The sequence below is a fragment of the Paenibacillus woosongensis genome, from assembly GCF_009725165.1.
In the GTDB taxonomy this organism is placed as follows: Bacteria; Bacillota; Bacilli; order Paenibacillales; family Paenibacillaceae; genus Fontibacillus; species Fontibacillus woosongensis.
Genome location: NZ_WNZW01000002.1, coordinates 740,065 through 764,108, shown reverse-complemented (window position 1 = coordinate 764,108; position 24,044 = coordinate 740,065). Strand labels below are relative to the sequence as shown.

General features: G+C 36.7%; 24 protein-coding genes and 1 tRNA gene. All 25 read left to right on the top strand.

Annotated features, from left to right (window positions below):
• The first annotated feature begins 28 nt into the window (after positions 1-28).
• The 25 genes from GNP95_RS09875 (at position 29) to GNP95_RS09760 (ending at position 24,037) form a co-directional block, all read left to right on the top strand.
• Positions 29-805, top strand: coding sequence for a helix-turn-helix domain-containing protein (locus GNP95_RS09875; RefSeq protein ID WP_155610640.1), 777 nt, complete (start codon positions 29-31; stop codon positions 803-805).
• Between the two features lie 204 nt (positions 806-1,009).
• Positions 1,010-1,085 (top strand) — tRNA-Met (locus tag GNP95_RS09870).
• A 35-nt stretch (positions 1,086-1,120) separates the two neighbouring features.
• Positions 1,121-1,396, top strand: a complete 276-nt coding sequence (locus tag GNP95_RS09865; RefSeq protein WP_155610639.1) for a MoaD/ThiS family protein — start codon at positions 1,121-1,123, stop codon at positions 1,394-1,396.
• Between the two features lie 4 nt (positions 1,397-1,400).
• Positions 1,401-3,641, top strand: a complete 2,241-nt coding sequence (locus GNP95_RS09860; protein ID WP_155610638.1) for a hypothetical protein — start codon at positions 1,401-1,403, stop codon at positions 3,639-3,641.
• Positions 3,642-3,656: 15 nt separating this feature from the next.
• Positions 3,657-5,879: a YcaO-like family protein gene (locus GNP95_RS09855; protein ID WP_155610637.1), complete on the top strand. Its 2,223-nt coding sequence runs from the start codon at positions 3,657-3,659 to the stop codon at positions 5,877-5,879.
• A gap of 33 nt (positions 5,880-5,912) precedes the next feature.
• Positions 5,913-6,038 (top strand): hypothetical protein, encoded by a 126-nt coding sequence (locus GNP95_RS26425; protein ID WP_269058953.1) that lies wholly within the window; start codon positions 5,913-5,915, stop codon positions 6,036-6,038.
• Between the two features lie 31 nt (positions 6,039-6,069).
• Complete coding sequence (locus tag GNP95_RS09850; RefSeq protein WP_196427124.1) at positions 6,070-6,924, top strand: class I SAM-dependent methyltransferase; 855 nt, start codon at positions 6,070-6,072, stop codon at positions 6,922-6,924.
• A 29-nt stretch (positions 6,925-6,953) separates the two neighbouring features.
• Complete coding sequence (locus tag GNP95_RS09845) at positions 6,954-7,943, top strand: hypothetical protein (RefSeq protein ID WP_155610636.1); 990 nt, start codon at positions 6,954-6,956, stop codon at positions 7,941-7,943.
• Between the two features lie 25 nt (positions 7,944-7,968).
• Positions 7,969-8,991, top strand: a complete 1,023-nt coding sequence (locus tag GNP95_RS09840; protein ID WP_196427123.1) for an asparagine synthetase A — start codon at positions 7,969-7,971, stop codon at positions 8,989-8,991.
• A 24-nt stretch (positions 8,992-9,015) separates the two neighbouring features.
• Positions 9,016-10,488, top strand: a complete 1,473-nt coding sequence (locus tag GNP95_RS09835; protein ID WP_155610635.1) for a class I adenylate-forming enzyme family protein — start codon at positions 9,016-9,018, stop codon at positions 10,486-10,488.
• Positions 10,489-10,493: 5 nt separating this feature from the next.
• On the top strand, positions 10,494-11,717 hold the full coding sequence (locus tag GNP95_RS09830) for a glycosyltransferase family 4 protein (RefSeq protein WP_155610634.1): 1,224 nt from the start codon (positions 10,494-10,496) through the stop codon (positions 11,715-11,717).
• Positions 11,701-11,985 (top strand): acyl carrier protein, encoded by a 285-nt coding sequence (locus GNP95_RS09825; RefSeq protein ID WP_155610633.1) that lies wholly within the window; start codon positions 11,701-11,703, stop codon positions 11,983-11,985. The genes GNP95_RS09830 and GNP95_RS09825 overlap by 17 nt, the downstream gene beginning before the upstream one ends.
• Positions 11,982-13,577: a B12-binding domain-containing radical SAM protein gene (locus GNP95_RS09820; RefSeq protein ID WP_155610632.1), complete on the top strand. Its 1,596-nt coding sequence runs from the start codon at positions 11,982-11,984 to the stop codon at positions 13,575-13,577. The genes GNP95_RS09825 and GNP95_RS09820 overlap by 4 nt, the downstream gene beginning before the upstream one ends.
• A 25-nt stretch (positions 13,578-13,602) precedes the next feature.
• Positions 13,603-14,349 carry an alpha/beta hydrolase gene (locus tag GNP95_RS09815; RefSeq protein WP_155610631.1) on the top strand — a complete coding sequence of 249 codons (747 nt, stop codon included), beginning with the start codon at positions 13,603-13,605 and terminating at the stop codon, positions 14,347-14,349.
• 2 nt (positions 14,350-14,351) lie between these two features.
• Complete coding sequence (locus tag GNP95_RS09810; RefSeq protein WP_155610630.1) at positions 14,352-15,179, top strand: alpha/beta hydrolase; 828 nt, start codon at positions 14,352-14,354, stop codon at positions 15,177-15,179.
• Positions 15,166-16,026 carry a sugar phosphate isomerase/epimerase family protein gene (locus GNP95_RS09805; RefSeq protein ID WP_155610629.1) on the top strand — a complete coding sequence of 287 codons (861 nt, stop codon included), beginning with the start codon at positions 15,166-15,168 and terminating at the stop codon, positions 16,024-16,026. Before GNP95_RS09810 ends, GNP95_RS09805 begins: the two co-directional genes overlap by 14 nt.
• Positions 16,016-16,903, top strand: a complete 888-nt coding sequence (locus GNP95_RS09800) for a glycosyltransferase (protein WP_155610628.1) — start codon at positions 16,016-16,018, stop codon at positions 16,901-16,903. Before GNP95_RS09805 ends, GNP95_RS09800 begins: the two co-directional genes overlap by 11 nt.
• Before the next feature lie 35 nt (positions 16,904-16,938).
• On the top strand, positions 16,939-17,952 hold the full coding sequence (locus GNP95_RS09795; protein ID WP_155610627.1) for an ABC transporter ATP-binding protein: 1,014 nt from the start codon (positions 16,939-16,941) through the stop codon (positions 17,950-17,952).
• Positions 17,942-18,760, top strand: coding sequence for an ABC transporter permease (locus GNP95_RS09790; protein WP_155610626.1), 819 nt, complete (start codon positions 17,942-17,944; stop codon positions 18,758-18,760). Before GNP95_RS09795 ends, GNP95_RS09790 begins: the two co-directional genes overlap by 11 nt.
• 24 nt (positions 18,761-18,784) lie before the next feature.
• Entirely contained in the window at positions 18,785-19,552 is a 768-nt protein-coding gene (locus tag GNP95_RS09785; RefSeq protein ID WP_155610625.1) for an ABC transporter permease, read from the top strand.
• An 18-nt stretch (positions 19,553-19,570) separates the two neighbouring features.
• Positions 19,571-20,218: a PIG-L deacetylase family protein gene (locus GNP95_RS09780; RefSeq protein ID WP_155610624.1), complete on the top strand. Its 648-nt coding sequence runs from the start codon at positions 19,571-19,573 to the stop codon at positions 20,216-20,218.
• 40 nt (positions 20,219-20,258) lie between these two features.
• A complete protein-coding gene (locus GNP95_RS09775; RefSeq protein ID WP_155610623.1) occupies positions 20,259-21,293 on the top strand; it encodes a hypothetical protein in 1,035 nt (344 codons plus the stop codon).
• A 17-nt stretch (positions 21,294-21,310) separates the two neighbouring features.
• Entirely contained in the window at positions 21,311-21,622 is a 312-nt protein-coding gene (locus GNP95_RS09770; RefSeq protein WP_155610622.1) for a hypothetical protein, read from the top strand.
• Between the two features lie 32 nt (positions 21,623-21,654).
• Complete coding sequence (locus GNP95_RS09765; RefSeq protein WP_196427122.1) at positions 21,655-22,995, top strand: long-chain fatty acid--CoA ligase; 1,341 nt, start codon at positions 21,655-21,657, stop codon at positions 22,993-22,995.
• A 112-nt stretch (positions 22,996-23,107) separates the two neighbouring features.
• Positions 23,108-24,037, top strand: a complete 930-nt coding sequence (locus GNP95_RS09760) for a hypothetical protein (RefSeq protein ID WP_155610620.1) — start codon at positions 23,108-23,110, stop codon at positions 24,035-24,037.
• Positions 24,038-24,044 lie beyond the last annotated feature (7 nt).

Below are 24,044 nucleotides of genomic sequence, written 5' to 3'. Positions count from 1 at the left end.
CTTAACATTTTTTTTTGGGGGGGATATCTTGTCACGCTTGATAACCATTCGCAAAAAAAATTATATTATGCCAGGCGAGACAGAATTATGGTATATACCGAAAAACTGTCCCGTATATCTTGAAGTTCAAGGCAGGGCAATTTTGATTGATAATAAAAAGCAGCTTGAACTACATGATGAGAGCGTTATCATTTTAAAAAAATCAAATCATATTATTAAAATTCAAAGTCATTCAACCTATCGGATGCAGGTACAAGGATTTACGTTTAGTAACAGTTCGTTAAAGAATACAAAAGAGGCGATCATTCGATTAAACGAGTGTATCTATTTTAATGAGTTACTTTATTTTGGAAGTAATATCTTAGAAGGGAATGAAGTGAGTTTACAGGGTTTGTCTCTTGTTATCAACGAAATCGTACAACAAATGAATGAAGTTGACGAAGATTCAAACTGCTTAAATAAAATAGATACCAGACTTATCAAAGTTCATCGTCATATTCGTTCTCATTATAATACCCCAATTACTTTGCAAACCTTGGGCGATCTCGTTGGAAGCCATCCTACTTATTTGAGTAATACATTTTCCAAGGTATTTGGAATTTCCCCCATCTATTATCTCAATCAACTGCGTATCAATTACGGTAAGGAAATGTTGCGTACGACTCAGCTACCAGTAACGAAAATAGCGAGTTTAGTTGGATACACCTCAACTTCACAATTCAGTGCTTTGTTTAAAAGATACACGATGATGACACCTGCGGAATATAAAAAGAGCATAAGTACCCAAAAAAGTAAGATTAACTAAGAAGGCAGAAGGCAATAAATTAATATGTCGAGAATATTTTGTCGATAGCAGTCAGAGGCGGAGGGAAACTTCCGTCTAATTTTGTAATATTGTATTTGATAATTTAAAGGAGTTAATTATTTACAGATTTATTGAAATATGCTTTTCTGTAAATATATAATATAAAAAGAATAAAACTCCTTAAAAGGCGTTAAATTCACTTAAAGCGGTGTAGCTCAGGAGATAAGAGCGTCCGGTGCATTCCCGGAAGGTATTGGTTCGACTCCAATCACCGCTACCACCCCTTACTTTTTATCATATGTACGAGGTGAAAATATGGCGAAATTAGTCGTTTCGACTACGATGATGTCATTAATCGATGGTCAGAAGGCTCTTCAGGTCCAGGACGGGGCTACGGTTAGAGATATCTTGCATCAGTTAATAACCAATTACCCCTCTGTAAAAACATCAATATATGCTAATGACGGTAAATTAAAGAGTAATATTATCATTTTTATAAATGATGATGATATTCGGTTAAGGCAGGGAATTGATACAGTATTACAAAAAAATGACACCCTATACATCAGCAGTGTGATTGCTGGAGGTTGAGGTGATGAATGTGATTTCGCAGCTGCTGACCGAAAGGGTTTCTGATTTCGATAACAAAAAAAGTCAGGCTTTAATATTGGAAACATATGATCACTCCATGTTGCCTTCTGCGTACTTGATTGCTGGATACTATAGAAAATGTAACAGGGAATTGTTGATTGTTCCGTCACCAAATAAAAAAACAACTAAGAAGATTATGAAAGCGCTTAATTACCTGGATGCCTCTTATAACTTGTGTGAAATAAATGAGTTTATAGAAGGATTGTTAAATGATTCGAAAGAAAATGAGCTTTGCGAACAAATCACAAGGCTAAGTACATATAGCGGAACTGAAGCTCTAAGAGAGGCGTACAACAGCTTGGGGTATTGTATAAATTCAGTATTAGCAGTCTCTTCAAATGAGCTGACAGATTTACAAGTCATCGTTTGTGTAACGGATCAAAGTTATGATCAGTCCCTACTTTACGGTATATTAAGTGGCCGAACAGTGGTATTCGCGGAGTATGAAGAATTAACTGTAGAGTTTTTTGAGAAGACATCGAGCGCCAAGTCTTATGTCTTTTGTGTTCCAGAGCAATTTTCCGTGACAAATATGAATAAAATATTTACATCAAAAGAAAATGCCAGAAACAATACACCTCTTGGCTTTTTCTATCCATTCGATTCAGAAACTAGAGAATTTTTTGTCCTAAAAACATATATTTATATAAATTTAGAAATCCCTTTAGATTTTCCATATCATTTTTTTTATCCACTGGAAAAAGAATCGCATACTTTTGAATTCGATCAATTTAAGGTGGTTCTGGGTAAAGGAAGTTCGGCGAGTCCTAAATCATTGATTAATGAAAAGGCTACATTCTTCTTTGCTACACCGCACTCTAATGGTGTTGATATGTCTATCGGAGACGCGGTTCTCTGTGCGCAAAGGGACTTTTCGAACGATAACGAAGCAATAAATAAATTGATGCCCTGTTTCTTTAGCACCACATGTAGTCGAAAAACGGAAGAGAATGAATTGATATCCGCATTAGATTTGAGGAGCGCGCTTGTTTTTTTATATACATGCTGGGGAGTTTTGTTAAAACAGAGTGTATACGATGAAAGATCTTCGCTTGCATTTCAGTTTGCCCAATCTCCATACTCAGCCGTTTTGCTAACTACATACTCCATGTCCCTACTCGATCGTACTGCCGGTCCAATTATCGCTGAGAAGTATTCAAAAGGAGAAACCATTGGCAGTGCAGTTGAATATTTCAATACAAACCATTTCAAACTTTATAATGACAGCCGAAATATCATAGTTATCTTCGGAGACCCGGAATTTAAGAATAGTGGAAAAAGGCCGCTTCAGTTTCAAAAAGCCTTCGAGCAATATAAGGATTTTAATTCATTCTTTAAATATTTCATCACCAATTCTTCGGAAGTTAATACGAGAACGCAAACTGAATATGTCGAATGGAATCCATCGTTAACAAAAGGAATTGAATATTCCCGCATGATTATTAACGGGTCAAGGTTGTTGGGGAAACCTTATTTTAGTGATCAGTTGCAAGTCTTAAGCGATAAAACCGAGTCATTATGGATAACTATACTGCTATACTTCAATCGATTGAAACAAAATGATCATTTTCAAATGGAGTGGCCGGATTTTTATAAAAAACTCCGGCGACATTACCGGGAGTTTCAAAAAGCTTGGTTTCAATTTTACCAAACAATGGTTTTTAATTTGGGGGGGTATACTCGTTTTCAAGTTGACCGTTATTTTTCCTTATCAGAACGGGATAAGGAGAGTAACTGTCAATGGTGCCCCTATTGTGGCGCTCCGGTCAGAGTGGAGATAAAAACAGTAGAAGCAATAGGTATCAGAAGAAGGTTAATAGAATGCTTGAATTGCGCAACTATATTTGATGGCTTAGATGATTTCCTGACAGGTCAAATTGATTGTGAAACTTATTGGAAGGTAGGAGATCATCAAAATATAGTGATTCACATTCAATCTTCGCAGGTAATGCCGTGCTATTATTTGGCTGGTGTGATAATGGAGCCATTTGACAAGCGAAACCCTATGAAAATGCCAGCTTCTTTTATCGAGGGTACATTGCATAAAGGGGATTCCCATCACATTGCGCTACCATCATTGGAGTTACCTCATGATATGGTTCAGGGATGTTACCATATGAACGCCCTTATCATAATGAACGATAAAATTTTGACGCTAAGAAAGGCAATTTATTACATACAATAGGTTGAAGGGAAATCAATGATGAATAATATAAATGACGAAATTTCATTTATTCGACAGAAGTTGGGTTCTGTTCAAGAAATTGAACTGATTTCAGAAACGAAAAATAGAGTTTATAAAGTTAAAGCTGAAAAAAAAGTTTATTTATTTAAATTATTATCGTTGCAGTCTTCGTTAATTAATAACAATGAAAGCGCTATTTATAAGTATTTGTCTCATTCTGCTTTTATACGTAACTGTGTAGGAAAGTCGTCGGAAGATGAAGATGTTCAATATGTAATCACTGAATATGTGGAGGGCTGTACACTAATAGAACTCCTTAAGCAGGATGTGGATATTCAAAAGTACATGGAAGATATTTATATGTATTTAGAGGATTGCAGGGAAATTCAAGTAGAAGGATTCGGGCCGCTACATTCCGGTTTGAAAGGTAATTTCGACAGTTGGTACAAATTTTTGCAAGCGTATTTAAGAGATGCTTTGAGCCAGCTTAATACCCTACAACCAACAAGCTCTTTGAAAAAAATGAAAGAAATACATGATTTCTTAAGTAATTATCTTGAAAGCAACCAAACATACTTTCAAGGTGTTAAGCCGACATTGATTCCTATTGATCTCAATTTATCCAATTTTTTAGTGACCGATTCTGATAAGTTGCTTGTATTAGACCTTGATGCATTTTGGGGCGGAGATGCATTGCTCGCCATCGGGGAATTCGTTGGGCATTCTTACGGAATGGAATATTATTATCCATTTATTGAAATGTATTCTCATTTACTTCCCGAAGAACGATCGATTATTCATTTTTATGCGATACTAAGCAATTTTGATGTGTTGAAGTACATTTTGTTCAATTCTATCGAGAATATAGAAGATTCAGCTCCTTGGGGGAATCGGGCAACATTCTTGGAATTGGTTAACACACATCGGTCGTTGTTGGAGAGGGAGTTTCTCTTTTCACCATCTTATTTTCTTAGTACTAATCCCTTTCTTGAAAATAACCCGGGAAAAAAAATGTCTTTGAGTCAGCAACGGACTGTTAGTCCAGAAGTGACCCTAAGTCGGGTTGAACCAATTCAGCATCTCGCGGGAATAACCCGTGTCCCGGATATTACCGGATTAGACTCTATAGGTATAACCGCTTATCAATGTGTAAGGCCGGATGCCGAGGAGGAAGAGGAAACTTTTACTGTATTTTCAGGAAAGGGCAGTACGAAAGAGCAATGTAAGGTCTCCGCAATCGTAGAGGGAATTGAACGTTTTTGTGCTGAAAGAAAGAATTACTCGTCTGAAAGGATTATAGCTGATAGCTATATTCAATTAAAGAAACGCTGTAAGGTTGTCCATCCACAGGAATTTAACATGCCTAAAGAAGCGGGATTTCTGGAGGATGAGATATTAGAATGGACGAAAGCCGTAAATTTGTTTACTGGGGAATCATACTATATACCTGCTAATACCGTTTTTTATCCTTACAAGCCGGAAAAGGGCAGAATGTTATTTCGTTATTTTACTACAGGATTAGCCGCTGGTAACACCATTATCGAGTGCATGTCTCACGGGCTAGCTGAAGTGATCGAACGGGATTCAGCAGCTTTAAATTTATTGCTGAGAAATTACCCGACTGTCCCATTGGAAAGCATCACACATTCGGCACTAGCTGATCAGATCAGAAAAATTAAATCTGCGTATAGTAATTTGAATCTCATTATTCGATATATTTCGGCACCTGATATCAAAGTTCCTGTGTTCTCTGTTTTAATCGAGGATTTGGATTTATTAGACCCTATGTACGTCAGTGGTGGATACGGAGCTCATCCTAATAAGGATGTAGCCTTAATGACAGCCCTAAATGAAGCTGCTCTCTCCAGGGTTAGCACAATCAGTGGAGCCAGAGAAGATTTGAAAAAATTTCAGGATAAGAAACAAAAAATGCCATACAGCGACTATAAACAAAAATACAAGTATTGGTTCTCTCAAGAAAAACAACTGCATTATTCTGAAATCCCTTCTTTTCATTTTTCAAGTGCATTAGAAGACTTTACGTATATGGCTAATAACATTAAAACAGCAGGGTTTGACAAGATTTTATTGGTTGATTTGACAAACCCTCTTTTGGAGTTTCCAGTCATTAAAGTTCTGGTTCCAGGCGTCGAGCGTTATTCCTTCCGTATGCAATGTATCGGGGAGAGGGCACGCAATTTTTACAAACAGTTGTATAACCGTGAACTAGAAAAGTAAGGCTATCAAATACTTTGTAAGGAGGAAATGATCATGTGTAGTCAAGAAGACAGCAAAAATCAAAATCGCTCTAATGAAACTATGAACCCGGAGGAACTTGAAATCGAAATGGAGGATTCCTCTATCGAAATTGGGCCAGAAACTGCTCTGTACTGGTAATAAGAAATATAAAAGGACAAGGAGAATTTTAATGTTAAATACTACAAATGAAGTTAGTTTAAACGAGTATACGCCATCCGATATTTTGAAAATGGACTACAACCAGATGATTGGTCTTGTGCGCGAAACCAACCGTCCACCTGGTGGTTATAATACGATCTTCCAACTAGCCCAAAGGGCCTTCCTTAAACCAGACAGTCGGGTGCTGGAAATCGGAACAAGTACAGGTATAACCGCTGTGGAACTTGCTAAATTAGTTGGTTGCAAAATCAAGGCAATTGACATCAACCCTGTCAGTTTGGAGGAAGCAAGAAAACGCGCGATGCAGGAAGGAGTGGGTCACTTAATCGAGTTTGAATTAATGGACGCATCCCAAACGGATTACCTTGAGGAATCCTTCGACATGGTTTTTTGCGGAAATGTTACATCCCTTATTCCAAACCGTGAAAAAGCATTTGCCGAATACGTACGTGTATTGAAAAATGGAGGATTTATTGCTGCTGCACCAATGTACTATGTTCAACAGCCTTCGGATGAGTTGCTTAAGAAGGTGTCAGATGCGATACAGGTTGAAATTATTCCTTGGGAATCAAAATATTGGTATGACTTTTTCACTCATGATCTACTGAATAAGTACTGGTATGAAGATTATTCTTTCGACTATATCGAAACGGATACGGTTAACGCCTTTGTCGATGAGATATTGGAAAGGGATCATCTGAAAAGCCTATGTTCGGAATCATATGAGATTCTTTCAAAAAAATACAGGGAGTACATGTTGTTATTTCGAGATAACCTGAGCATCATGGGGTATAGTCTTATGCTCCTCCGCAAAGAGAACTATAAAGTGGATAGTGAGTTATTTACATCGTCCAAGATATCATAAATGCGGAATAGGAAATAGGGGCGAGTAGAATGAAAGAAAAAGTCCTGCTTATCAGTCATTCGAAGGATCCGGATGGTATAATATCCCAGGCGCTAATCATCAAGCACCTGCGCTTGACTTCACCCTCAGAGGCAATGGACTTGGAATGCAGACTGTTGGATTATTCTCAACTAGCTGTTTTTTTTAACAATAGTATATTTGACGGTTTTGAAAAAATTTTTATTTCCGACTTGCCATTAGTAGAACAAGCGCTTAGTGACGAACAACTTATCAGTCTTTCGGAGAAAGCCAGGCTGTACTATTTTGACCATCACTATCTTTCTACTGACAGAGAAAAGCTTTTAAATCGGCTCTGTTTCCAATTTGTCAGACAAGGCGGAGTATCAGCTTCAGAATTGATCTTTCGAGCATTTTCGTTTTCAGATGATGAATCGCTTGCTCTTTCAAAGATTGCACACTCATTTGATTTCAATATACGAAATGAATACTTTGCGATCGGAGAGCGGATTATGAAGCTGATAAATGGTATGCAGGATTCGGATAAGTTACTGTTCGTCCAAGATATTGCGCAAGGGATATGGATGTCAAACGGACAATTAAGCGAGAAATACCAAAGAAGAGAGCAAGAGATTCAACTTTGCATTGAGCAGGCGTATCACGTAGTTGAGAAGACTAGAAAAGAAGTCGAAATCTGCGGGCATCTGATTGCGATTGCTTATTCTCCGCAAATACTGTACATGAAGCTGGGAATGCGATATTTAGAATCCATATCCCCAAACTGCAGTGCTATACTGCTTTTGACTGAGGGTGAATCAAATCTGCTTTTCAGCAGTCTTCAAAACTTACCTGAAAATGTTATCCCTGTTTTGCCCTTTTGTATTTATAAAAAAGGGGGAGGTAGAGATAATGCAGGTGGCTTCAGTGTCGGAATCACTATCAATAAACGAAATTACCATTATGTTTCAAAAAAACTATTAAGTGAGATAAGTGAATTTTTCCAAGCTAGTAATAAGCTTTGAATAAAAATGACTAGGAGGCCATGTAATGCCAGTTGGAAATTTGATAAGGCCAAGAAAATTATGGATGGATGTAGGGACTCATTATATCAAATTATTAGAAGATCCTTGGTATCGTGCTATCGCTGAAGTTCAGAATTTAATAACAATTTACACGGTGGATTTCTACAAACAACGAGATATAAAAACGCTGAACTTTCCAATCACTACAGGTTCAATATCCAGTCCAATGGGACTTGGCAGCGATTCATTACCTGTTAAAGTCGAAATTTGTGGCGTTGAAACATACCTGGCGGATTCCATGCAATTTATGTTGGAATACGGGTGCCGAATTTTTGAACAAGGCTGTTACTATATTATGCCTTCTTTTAGGGGGGAGTCGGCGGATGAACGGCACTTGTGCCAATTTTTCCATAGCGAAGCCGAGATTCCTGGGACACTTGATGATGTCATGAAATTAGTTGAAGACTACATCTCATATATGTCGGCAAGGCTGCTTGAAGACTATGCAGACACCTTGCTTTCGATTAATGGAGACAATTCCCACATTGAGAAAGTTGCCAACCTGAGTGGTCCGATTGAACGAATTACAACCGATGAGGCTATCAAATTGTTAGGTGATTCCAGATACTATGATGAGCACCCGGCTGGTTTTAGAGCGGTCAACAATCTAGGAGAAAAGAAATTAATGGAACAATTCGGTATAGTCTGGCTGACTCATTTCGACCATTTATCGGTACCATTTTATCAGAGCGTTTCCAAAGAGGACACTAGTAAGGCACTTAATGCTGACTTGTTGATGGGTATTGGAGAAGTAGTCGGATCGGGGGAACGGCATAGAAATGCTGAAGAGGTCTTGGAGGCTTTGAAAAAGCATGGGGTACCCCCATCTGAATACGAGTGGTACTGTACAATCAAAACAAAATATCCTATGAAAACGTCGGGCTTCGGTATAGGAATTGAGCGGTTCATTCTCTGGCTGTTTAATCATAATGATATCAGGGATTGCCAAATATTACCTAGGTTCAATGGAGTTAACATCGTTCCTTAATTTTATAGAATAAGGATTGATTCGATGGAATTTGTAGTAAATGGGAAAAGTGTATCTTTCGATAGCAGTAAGACTGCCCTAACCGATGGGAAACGCCATCTTAGCTATAGGGATATCTATGTAAGAATAAACAGTACTGTAAGCATATTGGAGCAGCATGGAATCCAAAGCGTGGTAATCAGCTGTCGCAACTCTATTGATTGGTGTATTTTTTATTTGTCCTGTTTTTTTTGTGATAAGAAGGTTTTTGTTCTGAACAATCAGCACACCAGCGAAGAACTAATTCAATTCTGTACTGACTATGGCATAAATGCCATCATTAGCGACTCAGAAGTAGAATTCAATCTATCTATTTCGGCAATTGAGGTTCCAGATGTAGAATTATGTGGAATTCATATCGTGAATCGGGAAAGTCTTGATGAACAGCTATGTGATGTTTCTACGATATTATTTACTTCGGGTACGACGGGTAAGCCCAAAGGTGTCATGTTAACTTACGAAAATATCGTAACGAATGTTTTGGCGGTAACCGATTATATCAGCTATTCCTCTAAAGATACGATCTTAATTGTTAAACCATTATATCACTCTTCAACTCTGACCGCAGAATTGATTGCAGGGATATTATGCGGAGCAACCTTGTTTATTTATTCAGAAGGCTTTAATCCATTACGCATTCTTCAGATTTGCAATCAAAATCCAATTACAATTTTGGGTGCGGTTCCTACAATGATAGCTTCGCTTGTAAGGTTTTCTGCGAAATATAAAGGGGGACTGCGAGCAGTATCGATTTCTGGAGCGTATTTGGATGTGAAGCTTGCTGTTGACATGCATAAAATGTTTAATTGTGACATTTATCATTGTTACGGTTTATCGGAAGCATCTCCTCGAGTCACTTACCTAGACCCGAATCTGTTCATCAATAAAGCGGGTTCTATTGGAAAACCTATTTCTGGTGTTTCCGTTATTTTAATTAACGAAAATGGTGAAAGAATCGAGAGTTCTCACACTATTGGGGAACTGGCTGTTCAAGGAAAAAACGTAATGAAAGGTTATTATCGAAGGCCGGAATTGACTAGTCGTGTACTTTCAGAGGGGATACTTTTAACTGGTGACCTTGGTTATCGTGATGAGGATGGTTTTTTCTACCTCCGTGGGCGTAAAGACGAGATGATAGTAAGGGGAGGATTGAATGTTTGGCCATCTTCAATCGAGGATGCAATAAGGAGCCTTTATTTTGTAAAAGAGGTAGCAGTTATAGGGATCGAGGATTATTTCTACTCAAATAAAATTGTGGCTTTTATTGTATTGGCTTCCCACGCCGTTAGTAACACGGACAACGCGAAGCAAATAATCGCAAAAGCTTGCAAGAAACACAATGTTATCTCTCCAGATCAAATTGAATTTACGGAAAGTATCCCCAAAAGTCCAGTTGGTAAAATCCAACGGTATAAGCTGAGGGAATTGTGGTTGCAAAAAAGTCAAGCAATAAGGTGATAGAATTGAATATCTTAATGGTAACTTACGATTTTGTACCTAAGCCTATCTGGGGTATGGGACAACATGTTTTCGAGTTGACCGAGGAACTGAAAGCGTTAGGGCACCAGGTTAAAGTAGTAACTGTTAACCGGTACGGTTTACTTGAGAACAACAATAATATTATTTTTAATGAATGTTTAGGGAGAATTGAAAGTAACATTGTTTCTAATCGCTGTACAAGCCTGCCTTCGGATGAATCCTGTCTTGATCACCTAAGCGAAACTGTATCCCAAAGGCTCTCCAGAATAAATTTTATTCCGGAGGTGATACATTGTCATGGTTGGATGATGATTGAGACAGCCTTGAAATTATCTGATACCTACTCGGTTCCGGTTGTAAGTACGATTCATTTTATGGAGAAACAGTACGAAAATGCCGGAGGGCATCCGCATCCAAACGACATGAGTATTATTCTGCAAAGAGAACAAATCATGGTTTCCCGTTCAGATGCATTAATTTGTGTAAGTGATTACGGGCAAAAGTTGTTGGAAGAAGTCTATGGGACGAATTACAAGCATTCTTTTATAGTACCTCATGGTATTGTCACTGAAGGGGTTACAGATGTTTATCCTATCAATAGAAAGGAGAAGCCTGGAACAAAAAAAAATATGGTGTTTGTTGGGAGGTTGGAGAAAGAAAAGGGAATTCAACAGCTGTGTGAATGTATTTCAACTGACCTTATCAAAAATGAAGTTGATTTTGAGGTTATTGGTACAGGTTCGCTGGAGACTGAACTTAGACAAAAATATGATAAAAAAATCCAATTCTCTGGTTATATAGATCGACAGCAAGTTTACCAGAAACTCGCAGCAACTGACTATATCGTCATTCCGTCACTAGACGAACAATTTGGTATTGTGGCACTTGAAGCTATGGTGGTGGGGGCCGTGCCAATAGCTTCTAATATAGGCGGCTTAAAGCAAATTATCGTTGATAAAGAAAATGGCTTTTTGTTTGATTTAAAGTTAGATTCGCACAATAGATATTATATTGACGGAAGCGAGCTCTCGATGGTACTTAAAAGAGCCGTTGCAACACCTGTCAATCAGTTGAACGATATCAGGATTACTAATTTAAGAAAAGTTAATGAGGATTATTCTGTACGAGCCATGGCATTAAAAACACTGCATGTTTATCGTTATGCAATAACCAATTTCGGAGGTAATATAAATGAAAACAAATTTTGAGCAACAACTTTTAGAAAGGGTAGTAGACGTTATTTATAATAATTTTGCTGTATCCATTTCGAAACAAGAAGTGAAGTATGACATGAATTTGATGGATGATCTAGGCCTCGATTCCATAAAGATATTGGAGTTGGTCGTTTATCTGGAAGAAGAATTTAATGTTGAATTCAGCGATGAAGAGCTGGTCGTCGATAATTTGAGAACTATTGAGGTAGTTTCCAATACGATAAAAAGCCTTCTTGAAAGGGGTGACAACGTTTCAAGATGAATATTGAGTTGCTCCAAATTGTATACGATGGACAGTGGGAGGAAAGAGAAAATCTAGATATGCAAACGCTTGCATCTTGTTTTATCTCCAATGGATTTGATTCACGAGTCCACAATTATAAGTTTCAATTGCTAAAAGATAATTTAGAAGAAGAGATTGAGAAACTTGTTGAAAATGCAAGTTATTTATTCCTCACTTTCGATTTTTATGCAGAAGATGATTTAATCGATTGTATTTATCGTATTGCTGCCTTTGCGAAATCCGTAAAGCCCGCCCTTGTAGTTTGCTTGACCGGACATCGGGGAAGTATCAATTACGAAGCGTTACTAAATGACTGTTCTGCTATAGATTATTTGATAATAGGAGACTCGGAAGATAGTGCGGTTAATCTTGTAAAAACCCTGGAATCTGGGCAACCTACAGATAAATGCTACGGGATTGCATATAAGCAAGGTGAACATATTTATAAGTCAGAACCTCTTACGGATAATTTTAATAATTCACCTTGGCCAGTTCGTGATGCTTCTATTTTGCGGAGTCAGAGAAAAGCAAAAATACGTACCTCACGAGGATGTCAGGCGAGGTGTACATTTTGTATTGATATTGGATATGAAAAGAAGTGGAGAGGTAGAGCAATTCAAGATGTGGTCAATGAAATGGAGCATCTTAACCGGAATTTCGAAGTGAAGCAATTTAACATTATTGATAATAGTTTTGAAGACCCCGGGCTGCTTGGGAAGAAACGACTATTTGATTTTGTGAACGCGATCAACGAGAAGCAATCTAAATTTTATTTTAACTGTTTGACAAGAGCAGAGTCTTATACATCCGAAGAAGATGAACGTTTAATCAAAGAACTTAGTCTTGCCGGTTTATCAACTGTTCTCATTGGATTTGAATCAGGAAGCCAGGACGACTTGGATCTGTTCAATAAACGTGCAAAGGTCGAAGATAATTTAAGAGCTTATGAATTTTTTAATAAATATGATGTAAATGTTCTTCCAGGATTTATTATGTTTAATCCATACTCTAGCGTTGAAACTTTGGAAAAGAATCGTCAATTTCTAAATAAGATTAACAAATCCTACTCGTTTATTTCATTTTGCCGTACATTGAAGATTTTTGAAGGTGTAAAACTAGCAGCAAAAATTAAAGAGGATGGATTATTGACTGAGGATTTTAACTATAAAGCACCGCTAAAATATCGGTTTGTTAATAAAAAAGTTGGCCTTCTAGCTGAATCGTTAAATAATGCACGTTATATAAGCAACGCATCCAATTTGGCAGTTACATTGGAATACGGGATGGGTTTACTGGCCAGAATTCAAAAAAATTATGTTGAGTGGAAAGAGGTAAGTGAATTTAAAAGCCGTCTGCATGTAATGTCAGAAGAATTTGGGAGTCATGTAAACAAGTTTTTCGACCAGTGTCTTGAAATGGTTTCTACAAATTCGAACCAATGGGATGAGAAATTGTATCTTTCACTGGTAAATGAATTGGAAAAGAATGCTGAGAAGCATCAGGTTAGTAACGAAATTAAACAATTCATGAAACAAAATGTCAAGAACAGTGAACTAAAATTTATTTTATAGCTGTCGAATTGCATAGGAGAATGATATGGAACTACCAGTGACTATTTTAAATGATGGGAAAGAACTATTCGGAGTTTATCATACGTGTTCCAAACCGAAAGCGACCGTAATTATCTGTCATGGTCTTGGTGGTACTCGTACTGATGTACACCGGATATGTCTCCGGTTTGCCAGGGCTTTGGTTCAAAATGGTTATTCCTGCTTGAGAATCGATTTAACGGGATCGGGAATAAGTCAGGGCGAATTTTATGAATTTACTATATCACAATCAGTAAAAGATATTGATCAGTCAATTCGCTATGTCCAGCAGAATTTTGGCGCTGATCAAATACACTTGCTTGGTTTTAGTGACGGGGCTTTTATCGCATATCAGGTTGCACTTCAACAATCTTATATCAAAGGTTTAATATTCTGGAGTCCTACTTTTAAAATTGCAAGCGAAGATACTCCAAGAGATTCTCTTAATCAGAGGCTTCATAGGGTCGGATCTCGTATGGTTTGGCCGGTGCTTGGACATTGGGTACACCACGAATATTTTCAAGAACGCAATGGCATTCTAAAAGAACTAAATTTCGGTAAACTTGATCGAGATTGTTTATTTATTTATGGCGGTAAGGATGAAGAAGTTGCTCGGGGGATTCGGCAGATAGATCATTTCAAGATTAGTAAGGTAGAAATTGCGGAATGCGATCATCATTTTTTGTCCAATGAGTGGACGGAACAAGTAATCGCTTCATCTATAAGTTGGCTTGAAAGCAAATATATTCTATAAGGGTGATTCGTCTGAATGTTGAACAGGTGTATATAGAGAATCACAATGCACAAGAATCTTTATTTTGTTTGTTGGAGAATTCTAAATGTAATAATACTTGGATTATTGGGATTCATGGACTTTTTCAAGATAAATGTGAGAGCTGGTTTCTACTTTCTAAGCTGGCACGTATGGCAAGAGAATTAGACGTGAGCGTTTGCCGATTTGATTTTAGAGGTAGTGGTGACAGCACGGGAGATTTAATGGACCTGAGTTTAAGAGACTTTTTTGAAGATGGTGCATTGATTATTAATTATGTTTCTGAAAACTATAAGCCTTCGAAGATAATTTTGTTGGGGGTTGGGTTTGGTTGTTTAGTGGCCACCAAGTTGGCAATTGATGCAGGTATTAATGACATCATACTAATTAACCCTACATTCGAACCAGTTTTTGATTATGAATTAGGTTTGACGGAATCAGCCAGGTTTATGCTGGAACAAACGGGAACGCTTGATCTTAACCGTAATGCAATTGTAGAGGAATGGCTTGAAAAGCTACACTATTCAGGTTCTTTGTACTGGAATGTACTGGGAAGCCAAATATCTAAAAGGCTACTTCAGGAAATAAAACACGCAAATTTAAGAGACTATTTTTTAACTAGTGAAGTTTGTAATTGGTTAGTGGTTCTTAGTGTGGTTAATGAGCAAGCTATTCAAACTGTATCAGAACTCGTGAAAAGGTCAAAAAACGGTCGTTTGTGCTGTATTGATTCTGATCCATTGTTCACTCACCCGAAAGCTCAGAGTGAAGTTGTCTTGAAAGTAAGGGAGTGGTTGGATGTCTGTCCTTAACTTAGGAATTGCCATTCATTGTTTATGGGGATTAGAATTCAAAAAGATTGCAGAATGGTGTTCCAAGCAAAATGTGAGGTTGCTAGAAGTTAGCTGCATGCCTTCTATAACCCAAAATGACGTTATATTAGGTAATTTCAATAATTTAACCATTCTTCAAAAAGTGGATGAAATAAAAGAGATCCTAGATCGATATAATTTAGGGATTAGTACATTAACCTGCAATCTAAATAACCTTGATAGAAACTTTAAGAAAAGAAACAAAAAATATTTATACAATACAATAGACTTAGCTAAACAGTTAGGTGTTAGGAATGTTGGTACTTATGTCGGATATGATGAAAGTCAACAAGAGCAAGATAGTATTTGTGAATTTCATAGGGATATGCAGGATATTTATGAATATTCAGCAGAAAATAAAATTAAAATTTTAATAGAAAATTGTCCAGGAATCTATAGTAATCGTATAACAAATCTAGGGGCACATAGTCGGCTATGGGACTTATTGCTTGAAGGGTCCCCAGTAATTGGAATAACTTTGGATTTATCCCATTGCATTACCATGGGAGATAATTATCTTGATTTAATTCGTAAGTATGGGAAGTACATACATAACGTTCATGCCAAGGATAAGACAAAAGGAACTGAACTGAACGATTATAGTCTACCGGGTGAAGGAGATGTTGATTGGCGGAGGGTATGGGAAGTTCTTCAAGAACAACAGTATACGGGGGTGATCGTTATTGAAAATGAGAGCAAACAGTGGACAAAAAGCGAACAGGCGGCCTTTGCTGGGCTATTAAAAGCTAAAAGATATCTTGAAAGGATAGTCACCGATGGAAATTAGTGTTGTGATTCCAGTCTATAATCAAAGTACCCCGCTGAAATTGACTCTTGAAGGTTACTGCAATCAGACCATAAATCGAAATATATTTGAAATAATAGTTGTAGATGACGGCTCGGACGATCCGTTAGAACTGGACGAATGGAAAGAACGTCTGCAAATTAAGGTCATTAGACAACAAAATTTAGGAAGAGCCATAGCTAGAAATACTGGAATAGAGTCATCGGACGGTGAGCTAATCATTTTCAATGATGCAGATCGTATTCCTTGTAGCGAATTCATTGAGATACATCTGGCCTCTCATAAAAAGAATGGGAATTGTGTTGTGATAGGAAATCCAAAAGAACTATATATTTCGAACTTAGAGTGTAGAGTAAATGAAATACTCAGTTATATTAAAAGCGGAAAAATTACAAGATTCGCACGAAAGTATCTATATTCTACAGTTATCAGCCACCTATTCAAAGAAGAAGGGGGGACAGATAGCGTCATTCCCTGGATGGGCTTTTTTTCCGGAAACTCTTCCGTTAGGCGGGATGATCTGCGCAGTGCGGGAATGTTTAACCCAAAGTTTAAAGAGTGGGGATTTGAACATTTTGAATTAGGATATCGACTCTTTCACGCTGGTCATCCTTTTAGATTTGCAGCGAATGGGGTAAATTATCATCTTGCACATCAAAGAAACACATCGTTCTACAAAGAACATTTTAAATATAGTGCAAGCTTATTCTCGGAAATTCAACAAGATGTCCGTATCTTGAAAATCTATAATTTTTTAGTCGGGGAACTTTCTTTGCAAGGGCTTGAAGAATTATTCGGGGGTCACTCAAATACAATCAATTCAAGCGAGGATATTTATTTTAGTTCGTTTAACGGTTAAAGGAATTTCTATGATCTCGAGAGGGAGAGATAGATGTGGAGAAAGTAATTAGTGTTGAAAATTTAGGAAAAAAGTTCAAGTATAGAGAGAGAAAGGAAGGGGTTATTGCATCTTTAAAATCATATATTAATCCTCAATATAGAGTTAAACATGCGCTAACCGATATCTCCATGGAAATAAACCAAGGGGAACTCGTAGGGTTTATTGGGCCTAACGGAGCAGGGAAGACTACAACTATAAAGCTATTAAGTGGTATATTGCACCCATCAGAGGGGAGTATTGAAGTTCTTGGATATAATCCTTTTAAAAGGCAAGCTGATTTCTTGAGACAAATTTCCATCATAGCCGGGAACAAATCCCAACTATCGTGGGATCTTCCAGCAATAGACTCCTATCACCTGCTTAAAAATGTGTATGGTCTCAATAACGATTTCTTTGAAAAACAGCTAAAATACTTATCGAAAAGCTTTGAAATAACTGACTTGCTTCATCGACCGGTACGACAGATGTCTTTAGGTGAAAGAATGAAGAGCGAGTTGGTTGCTGCTCTGTTGCATAATCCTAAAATTCTTTTTTTAGATGAACCGACGTTAGGACTGGATGTAGTTTCTCAACGAAACTTTAGGGAAATGATAAAGGAATATAACAAAAAAAGTGGAACTACCATCATTTTAACAAGTCATTATATGAAGGATATAAAGGAACTGTGCAATCGGGTTATCGTTATTAATCAAGGGCATAAGATATTCGATGGTTTATTGAGCGAGCTAGAGAAAAAGTATAATCGTCAGAGAAAAATTTCAATTTCATTAGATAGGAAAGTTTCGAATTATGCTGAAATTTTAGAGAGTATATCCAGTCGTATTGCTGTTATAAAGAACAATCAGGACCAAATTATTGATTTATTAGTTGACAATGTAGAAGCTACTGAGGTTATTTCGAAAGTATTTAGAGCCCTCCCCATAATTGACATTTCAATTGAAGAATTAGATATGGATGATATAATATCCAATTTTTATCTGGAGGGCAAAAAAACAAATGTCGGATAATCCTAACTTATTTAAGAAATATTTAGCTTATGTTGTATTTGACTTCAAAGAAACCTTTATTTATAGATTTAATATGGCTATTTGGATGCTTGTGGATGTTATTGTTCCGTTTATTATGATATTTGTTTGGATTGCTGTCTTTCAAACAAATGATAAGGTACAAACATTCTCAGCGGGTAGTATGGTGACTTACTATCTAGTTGCAAATTTCGTAATGGTCGCAACAACTCCAAATATGGAGTGGCCGATTTTAAATATGATTAAAAGTGGGCAACTTTCTTTTCACTTGACCAGACCTATTGATTTTTTTTGGAGGGCTGTTTGGGGAACCGCAGCTTCTAATATCATCACAGTATTAATTTATCTTCCTATTTTAGGTATCGCATTGATATACTTTCATCCTTATATTTCAGACGGAAATATTATTGTTGAGAGAATACCGCTATTTTTATTTACACTAGTTGTTACATATTTTATGAATTGTGGATTAAAAATGATCCTGGGTACATTGGCGTTTTGGTTGGTTGATAGTTGGGGGATCTTCTCAGCCTACAAACTTATTGCACAGATCCTGGCAGGTTCTTTAATTCCGCTTGTATTATTACCTGAGAACTTTCAGTTAATTGCTAACTACTTACCTTTTAAAATGTTAATTACTTTTCCGGTATATATGTTGCTTGGGATACTATCAGTTGAAGAGTGTTACTTCAACTTAATGATTGAAATTTTGTGGATGGTCGGGCTATTGGTTGCAGCACGATTGTTTTGGTCTTTAGGGCTACGCAGGTACGAGGCTGTTGGGGGGTGACTTTTTTTGTATTCATTTCATAAGATGATTAAGATTTTGGGAATTTTAATTAAAACTTCATTTTTGCATAGTTTACAATACAGGGCACAGTTCATCTCTGCATTTATTGCGTCTGGTCTAGAAATTATACTGTATGTTTTGTTTATTCAAAGTATTTTTGGAAATGTAACATCTATTAAAGGTTGGTCGATGCAAGAAATTTTATTGTTATTTGGACTCTCCACAATATCAATCTCTATTGTTCGATTGTTTATAACTCCTAATTTGTCTTATATGACCGGGCTGATTCGAAAAGGCGAGTTGGATTTTGTTCTAACCAAACCTGTCGATTCCCAATTTATGGTCTCTTTTGCGACTTATAATTTTTTTTCAATTACTCAATTTATTCAAGGAATAATCATTATTGCGTTTTCTGGGGTTACGATTACCCTAACGAATGCGCTTCTTTGCTTACTATATTTAATAATAGGTTCTGCTATTTTCTATAGTGTATGGTTTACCATTTTATTGATAGTTTTTAAAGCGATTGTTATAGATAATGCTATTGTAGCGGTTGATACATCTTTAAGCATTACTCGATATCCAATATCTATTTACCCCAAATATATCAGGATAGTTTTTACGTATGTACTTCCTCTAGCATTTGTTTCTTATATCCCAGCAGGATTCTTACTAGGAAAAATGGAATGGAAAGATTTTGTTTTAGCGGTCATATTAGGAGGAATATTTATATTCTTATCTAGGGTCGCATGGCTTTTTGCGATTAAACATTATTCTTCAGCAAGCAGTTAGAAAGGAGTAAGTTGTTATATGAAACTTGAAAGCATCTTGAGATTAAAAAGAGTGACCGTATTCGCACCGCACCAAGATGATGAAATCTTTGGTTCTTGGGGATTGATTTATAAGTTAACAAAACAACTGGATAAACAAATAAAGATAGTTTTTATCTCTAACGGAGAGAAAGGTGTACCGGGAGCTGAGCCAGACCCTGAACTTGCATTAATCAGGAAAAGAGAAGCTGCTTCCGCCCTTCAAACACTCGGTATTACAGATTTAGATTTTTTAGATTTTCCAGACGGAGAGTTAAGTGAACACCGGTTACAGATTCAAAAAGAGATTGAAGATAGAATTTTGGTTTATGAGTCTGAACTTGTCCTATTTCCACATCATTTGGATGATCATCCTGATCATAAGGTTGTCTCTGATATCATCCTTACAGTCCAGTCCAAGTACCGCGACGCCTTCTACTTAGGGTATGAAATTTGGTCGAAAATTGAAAGCCCTACTCTTTACGTCCCCTTAACTGAAGAAGAATTCACTTCAAAGCTGGAAACAGTAGGCTTTTATGCCTCCCAGCTTAAGTTATTTGATTACCGCTCTCATATTAAACAAACAATGAAGGATCGCGGCAATGAAATTGATTACCCGTATGCCGAAGCTTATATTTCTTACAAGTAAAATTTTTCTAATAAATTTGGATTAGGGAGGAATTGGAACTATGAAACAAAAAGTACTCAGAATCGAACCTTTTGGGGAAGCAAATTTAAAAAGTTGTTTACTTCATGGAATTTTCAGCATAATGAATCAATATCAACGGCCAATTGAGCCCTTTCTTTTTAACTATACCTTCAAATATGGGTTAAGCGAGTTTAAAGAGAACATAAAACTGTATGTGGAAATCAATCAAATTAGAGAGTTAAGTCAATTAATGAAGGATCTTTCCGTTCAAGTATACAAAAAGGGAAGAAGTGCTAACATAATTGATGATATTAAAAGAGCAATTATGGAAGATCGATACGTAATTGTGTATGCAGATCCTTATTATATGCCAGGAAATGCAAAATATCAATTACGCCATATAATTCACTGTTTTTTGGTATATGGATTCAACGATACGGAGCATACATTTGAAATATTGGATGTTGTTGAAAATCCTTATCCGAACGGTTATGAAAGAAAAACGATATCATATGTAGGTTTGATGGATACTTATAACGGGTATGTTGAGAATTATAGTGAACTGGGTAAAGAGACTTATTTTGAGTATTTTGCTATAGAAGATGAGAAGGACATCCTAATTGAGCGTTTTTCCGGAACCGCGGATCATTATATTCATAACTTTATGATAAAAATGATTCAGGAAAAAGAGTTTATCGTAAAAGGGTTAGAGTATTTGAAAGCGTTTATACTGGACTATAGCCGAATTGTATCCGATGAGGGGTTACTTTCGGAAAATATAGAAGAATTATATGACACTATCCACGATATTATGTTTGATAAATTGACTGACAAATACCGAATGTTAAAACTCTTAAACCAAGATAGTGAAGAAATTACCTTACTAGAGTCCATTATTAATCGCTATATCTATATAAGGGCAGTGTTAGGACGATATAAACATACTTCAATTTATAACAAAAAAGCTCTAATCGCATCCATTAACAAATTAACCCCGATTTACGAATATGAAGTAAAGTACCATGAGCTCTTATTTGAGGAAATAGAAAACCGTTTAAGACTAAAGGCCAAATAAGGTGGTGAGTAAAGCCAATGATTCTTTACGAAACTGCATTAAATTTAATATATGACGCAATGGATGAGGCGAACCACTATCAACAAGATGGATATTATCTGGTAAAAAGTGAACGGACCCCTTTGTCGGGAAAAGGAACCGTATTGGATTCTATTGGATTTGTTAGTTTCATTTTATGTGTAGAGGAACGAATTATCGATCAATTTGGAAGTATTCCGCATACTCTATTGGATGAAAAGGTTTTTTCAGCCCCAAACAGCCCATTTATGACCGTGAGTACGTTGGCTGATTATATCTATAAACTTTATTTAATAGAGACTGAATGTTAAGTGATATTATTTGCAAATGGGAGGAATACGTATTGATAATCAATTGGTTGATTAATAATTTTCGCAACCGGCCTGATACAGAAGCGATCATATTTGAAGATCGAGTGTATAACTACTCTGAAATTTTAAATATGTACGAATACAGTTTGGACTATTTTAAGAAAGCGGATCTCCGGCCAGGTGAAGCGGTGGCGATAGATTGCGATTATTCACCAATCATTTGCGCGGCTATTTTTGCATTAATAGCAAACCGTAACATTATTGTTCTGCTTAGCAGTAAGTCATCAGAGGGACAGAAGGAAGAGCTCATGCAACTTGCCGGTTGTTCTAAAAGACTGATCGTTAAAAACGAATCTCTTACGTTAGAGAATCACAATTATGTTGTCACAAATATACTTTTAGAAAAACTTATTGAGGAGGGGAAGCCTGGGCTTGTCTTGTTTACCTCAGGTTCCACTGGTAAACAGAAGGGAGGTGTACACGACCTTACTAAACTATTACAAAAATATAAAACGACAAAAGGCCCAAATCGAATTCTTGCGTTTTTACATTTGGATCATGTAGGTGGGATAAACACTATACTTCATACATTAGCTTCTTGTGGCACTGTAATAACTTGCAAAAGCAGACGACCTGAGGATGTGTGCCAAATCATTCAGGAACATAAAGTAGAGATTTTGCCGACCTCACCTACTTTTTTGAATTTACTGCTTGTTTCCGAAAGCTTCAGACATTATGATCTTTCTTCATTGAAAATTATTACCTACGGGACAGAAGTGATGCCTGAGACAACACTTAAAAGGCTTGTCGAACTTCTGCCCAACGTTAAATTTAAACAAACATATGGGCTCTCTGAGGTAGGAATTCTGAGAACAAGGTCTGAAAGCTCCGATTCGCTATGGGTAAAAATAGGGGGGGAGGGATATCAAACTAAGGTGGTAGATGGAATCTTATACATTAAAGCCGAATCTGCCATTCTGGGCTATCTTAACGCCCCCAATCCTTTTGACGAAGAGGGATGGTTTAACACGCAAGATCAAGTGCTTGTAAAGGGGGAATATGTAAAAATACTTGGCAGAAAATCTGAAATTATTAATGTCGGCGGGGAAAAAGTTTATCCCGTCGAGATTGAAAACATCATTATGCAAGTCCCAAATATTAAAAATGTCGTAGTTATAGGTGCCCCCAATCCTCTTCTTGGGGAAGTAGTAACAGCGAAAGTAAACGTTATTAATTCAGAAAGCGCTATGTCGGTTAAAGATCGGATTAGGAGATTTTGTGCAGAAAAATTAGAGCCTTATAAAATTCCCGTTAAGGTAGAAGTCACGAATGATGAACTATTTAACTACAGATTTAAAAATGTTAGAAGGTAGAAATGATTCTCCTACATTATAAATTACATGCATTATACCATTTGATACTTATACAGCAAAGCGGCAGGAGTACCGTATTCTAAATTTATTTATTTTATATGAGGTGTTTTTATTGCCCAACTTAAATACCATTAAGCCCTTTATATATGAAGCTTTTGATTGTATGGAAAATGCAGTTGCGACAATAGCCACTTGGAGAAAAATGGATTATGAATACATGTACTTAAAATCTTGGAGATTTTCGTATGAAGGGGTTGGTCTTCCCAACGTATGGGATATTAGCCAACGAATTGAATTGCCTGATGATGATAAATTCCATTTACTGGAGAAATATCACGGTATAAAAACAACGTATCACTCGAACCTGTCAAAAGGTACAATTCTCGAACTTGCTAGGGGAGAATTGAGTGCTGGACGACCATTAACTGTAGGCAAAGAAAGCTATTCTACAAAATCAGATGACTATGTCCTACTATTATTTGGTTTTAGTGTTGAGGAAAAAGTTTTTTATGGATATAAGATTACTCACTTTGCAAGTGATATTCAATGGCAAGAGATTCCCTTCGATGAATTCTTTGATGGTTGTAATATTTGTAATACCTTTCAATTTAATTCTGTTCCTAATTTACGGATAGATCCTAGGCAGTTGCTAACGGAATCAATATTAAATGTCAATACTCTAATGATGAAAAAATTGCAAACTGAACTTGAAGAAGGACAGATATTTGAGGGGATTATAAGTAATAATTACATTGAAGCTGCAGATCAAATACTTGACAAATTTGTTTCAGTTGGATTGGGCCATATCAAGTACGCCATTTCATTGAACTACCTTGCTGATCATTCGGGCTGGACTTCGCTTTTAAGCCCAGCTAAGAGTATTTCTAATTTAGGAAGGGAATGGAGGATACTAAGGGGGATGTTAATAAAAGGGAGATACAGCAAAAATAAGACTGAGATTCTAACCAGGATAATGAATAAACTAAATGATATCATAAATCAGGAAGAGAAAGTTTACTGTAAAATACAATCTTTAAAATAAATTATTA

Bases quoted from the DNA above. Each gene is read 5' to 3' on its own strand.
- GNP95_RS09840 (WP_196427123.1), top strand. From the start codon at position 7,969: ATGCCAGTTGGAAATTTGATAAGGCCAAGAAAATTATGGATGGATGTA.
- GNP95_RS09850 (WP_196427124.1), top strand. From the start codon at position 6,070: ATGTTAAATACTACAAATGAAGTTAGTTTAAACGAGTATACGCCATCC.
- GNP95_RS09835 (WP_155610635.1), top strand. From the start codon at position 9,016: ATGGAATTTGTAGTAAATGGGAAAAGTGTATCTTTCGATAGCAGTAAG.
- GNP95_RS09785 (WP_155610625.1), top strand. From the start codon at position 18,785: ATGATTAAGATTTTGGGAATTTTAATTAAAACTTCATTTTTGCATAGT.
- GNP95_RS09775 (WP_155610623.1), top strand. From the start codon at position 20,259: ATGAAACAAAAAGTACTCAGAATCGAACCTTTTGGGGAAGCAAATTTA.
- GNP95_RS09825 (WP_155610633.1), top strand. From the start codon at position 11,701: ATGAAAACAAATTTTGAGCAACAACTTTTAGAAAGGGTAGTAGACGTT.
- GNP95_RS09780 (WP_155610624.1), top strand. From the start codon at position 19,571: ATGAAACTTGAAAGCATCTTGAGATTAAAAAGAGTGACCGTATTCGCA.
- GNP95_RS09805 (WP_155610629.1), top strand. From the start codon at position 15,166: ATGTCTGTCCTTAACTTAGGAATTGCCATTCATTGTTTATGGGGATTA.
- GNP95_RS09790 (WP_155610626.1), top strand. From the start codon at position 17,942: ATGTCGGATAATCCTAACTTATTTAAGAAATATTTAGCTTATGTTGTA.
- GNP95_RS09855 (WP_155610637.1), top strand. From the start codon at position 3,657: ATGATGAATAATATAAATGACGAAATTTCATTTATTCGACAGAAGTTG.
- GNP95_RS09770 (WP_155610622.1), top strand. From the start codon at position 21,311: ATGATTCTTTACGAAACTGCATTAAATTTAATATATGACGCAATGGAT.
- GNP95_RS09820 (WP_155610632.1), top strand. From the start codon at position 11,982: ATGAATATTGAGTTGCTCCAAATTGTATACGATGGACAGTGGGAGGAA.
- GNP95_RS09845 (WP_155610636.1), top strand. From the start codon at position 6,954: ATGAAAGAAAAAGTCCTGCTTATCAGTCATTCGAAGGATCCGGATGGT.
- GNP95_RS09865 (WP_155610639.1), top strand. From the start codon at position 1,121: ATGGCGAAATTAGTCGTTTCGACTACGATGATGTCATTAATCGATGGT.
- GNP95_RS09860 (WP_155610638.1), top strand. From the start codon at position 1,401: ATGAATGTGATTTCGCAGCTGCTGACCGAAAGGGTTTCTGATTTCGAT.
- GNP95_RS26425 (WP_269058953.1), top strand. From the start codon at position 5,913: ATGTGTAGTCAAGAAGACAGCAAAAATCAAAATCGCTCTAATGAAACT.
- GNP95_RS09815 (WP_155610631.1), top strand. From the start codon at position 13,603: ATGGAACTACCAGTGACTATTTTAAATGATGGGAAAGAACTATTCGGA.
- GNP95_RS09800 (WP_155610628.1), top strand. From the start codon at position 16,016: ATGGAAATTAGTGTTGTGATTCCAGTCTATAATCAAAGTACCCCGCTG.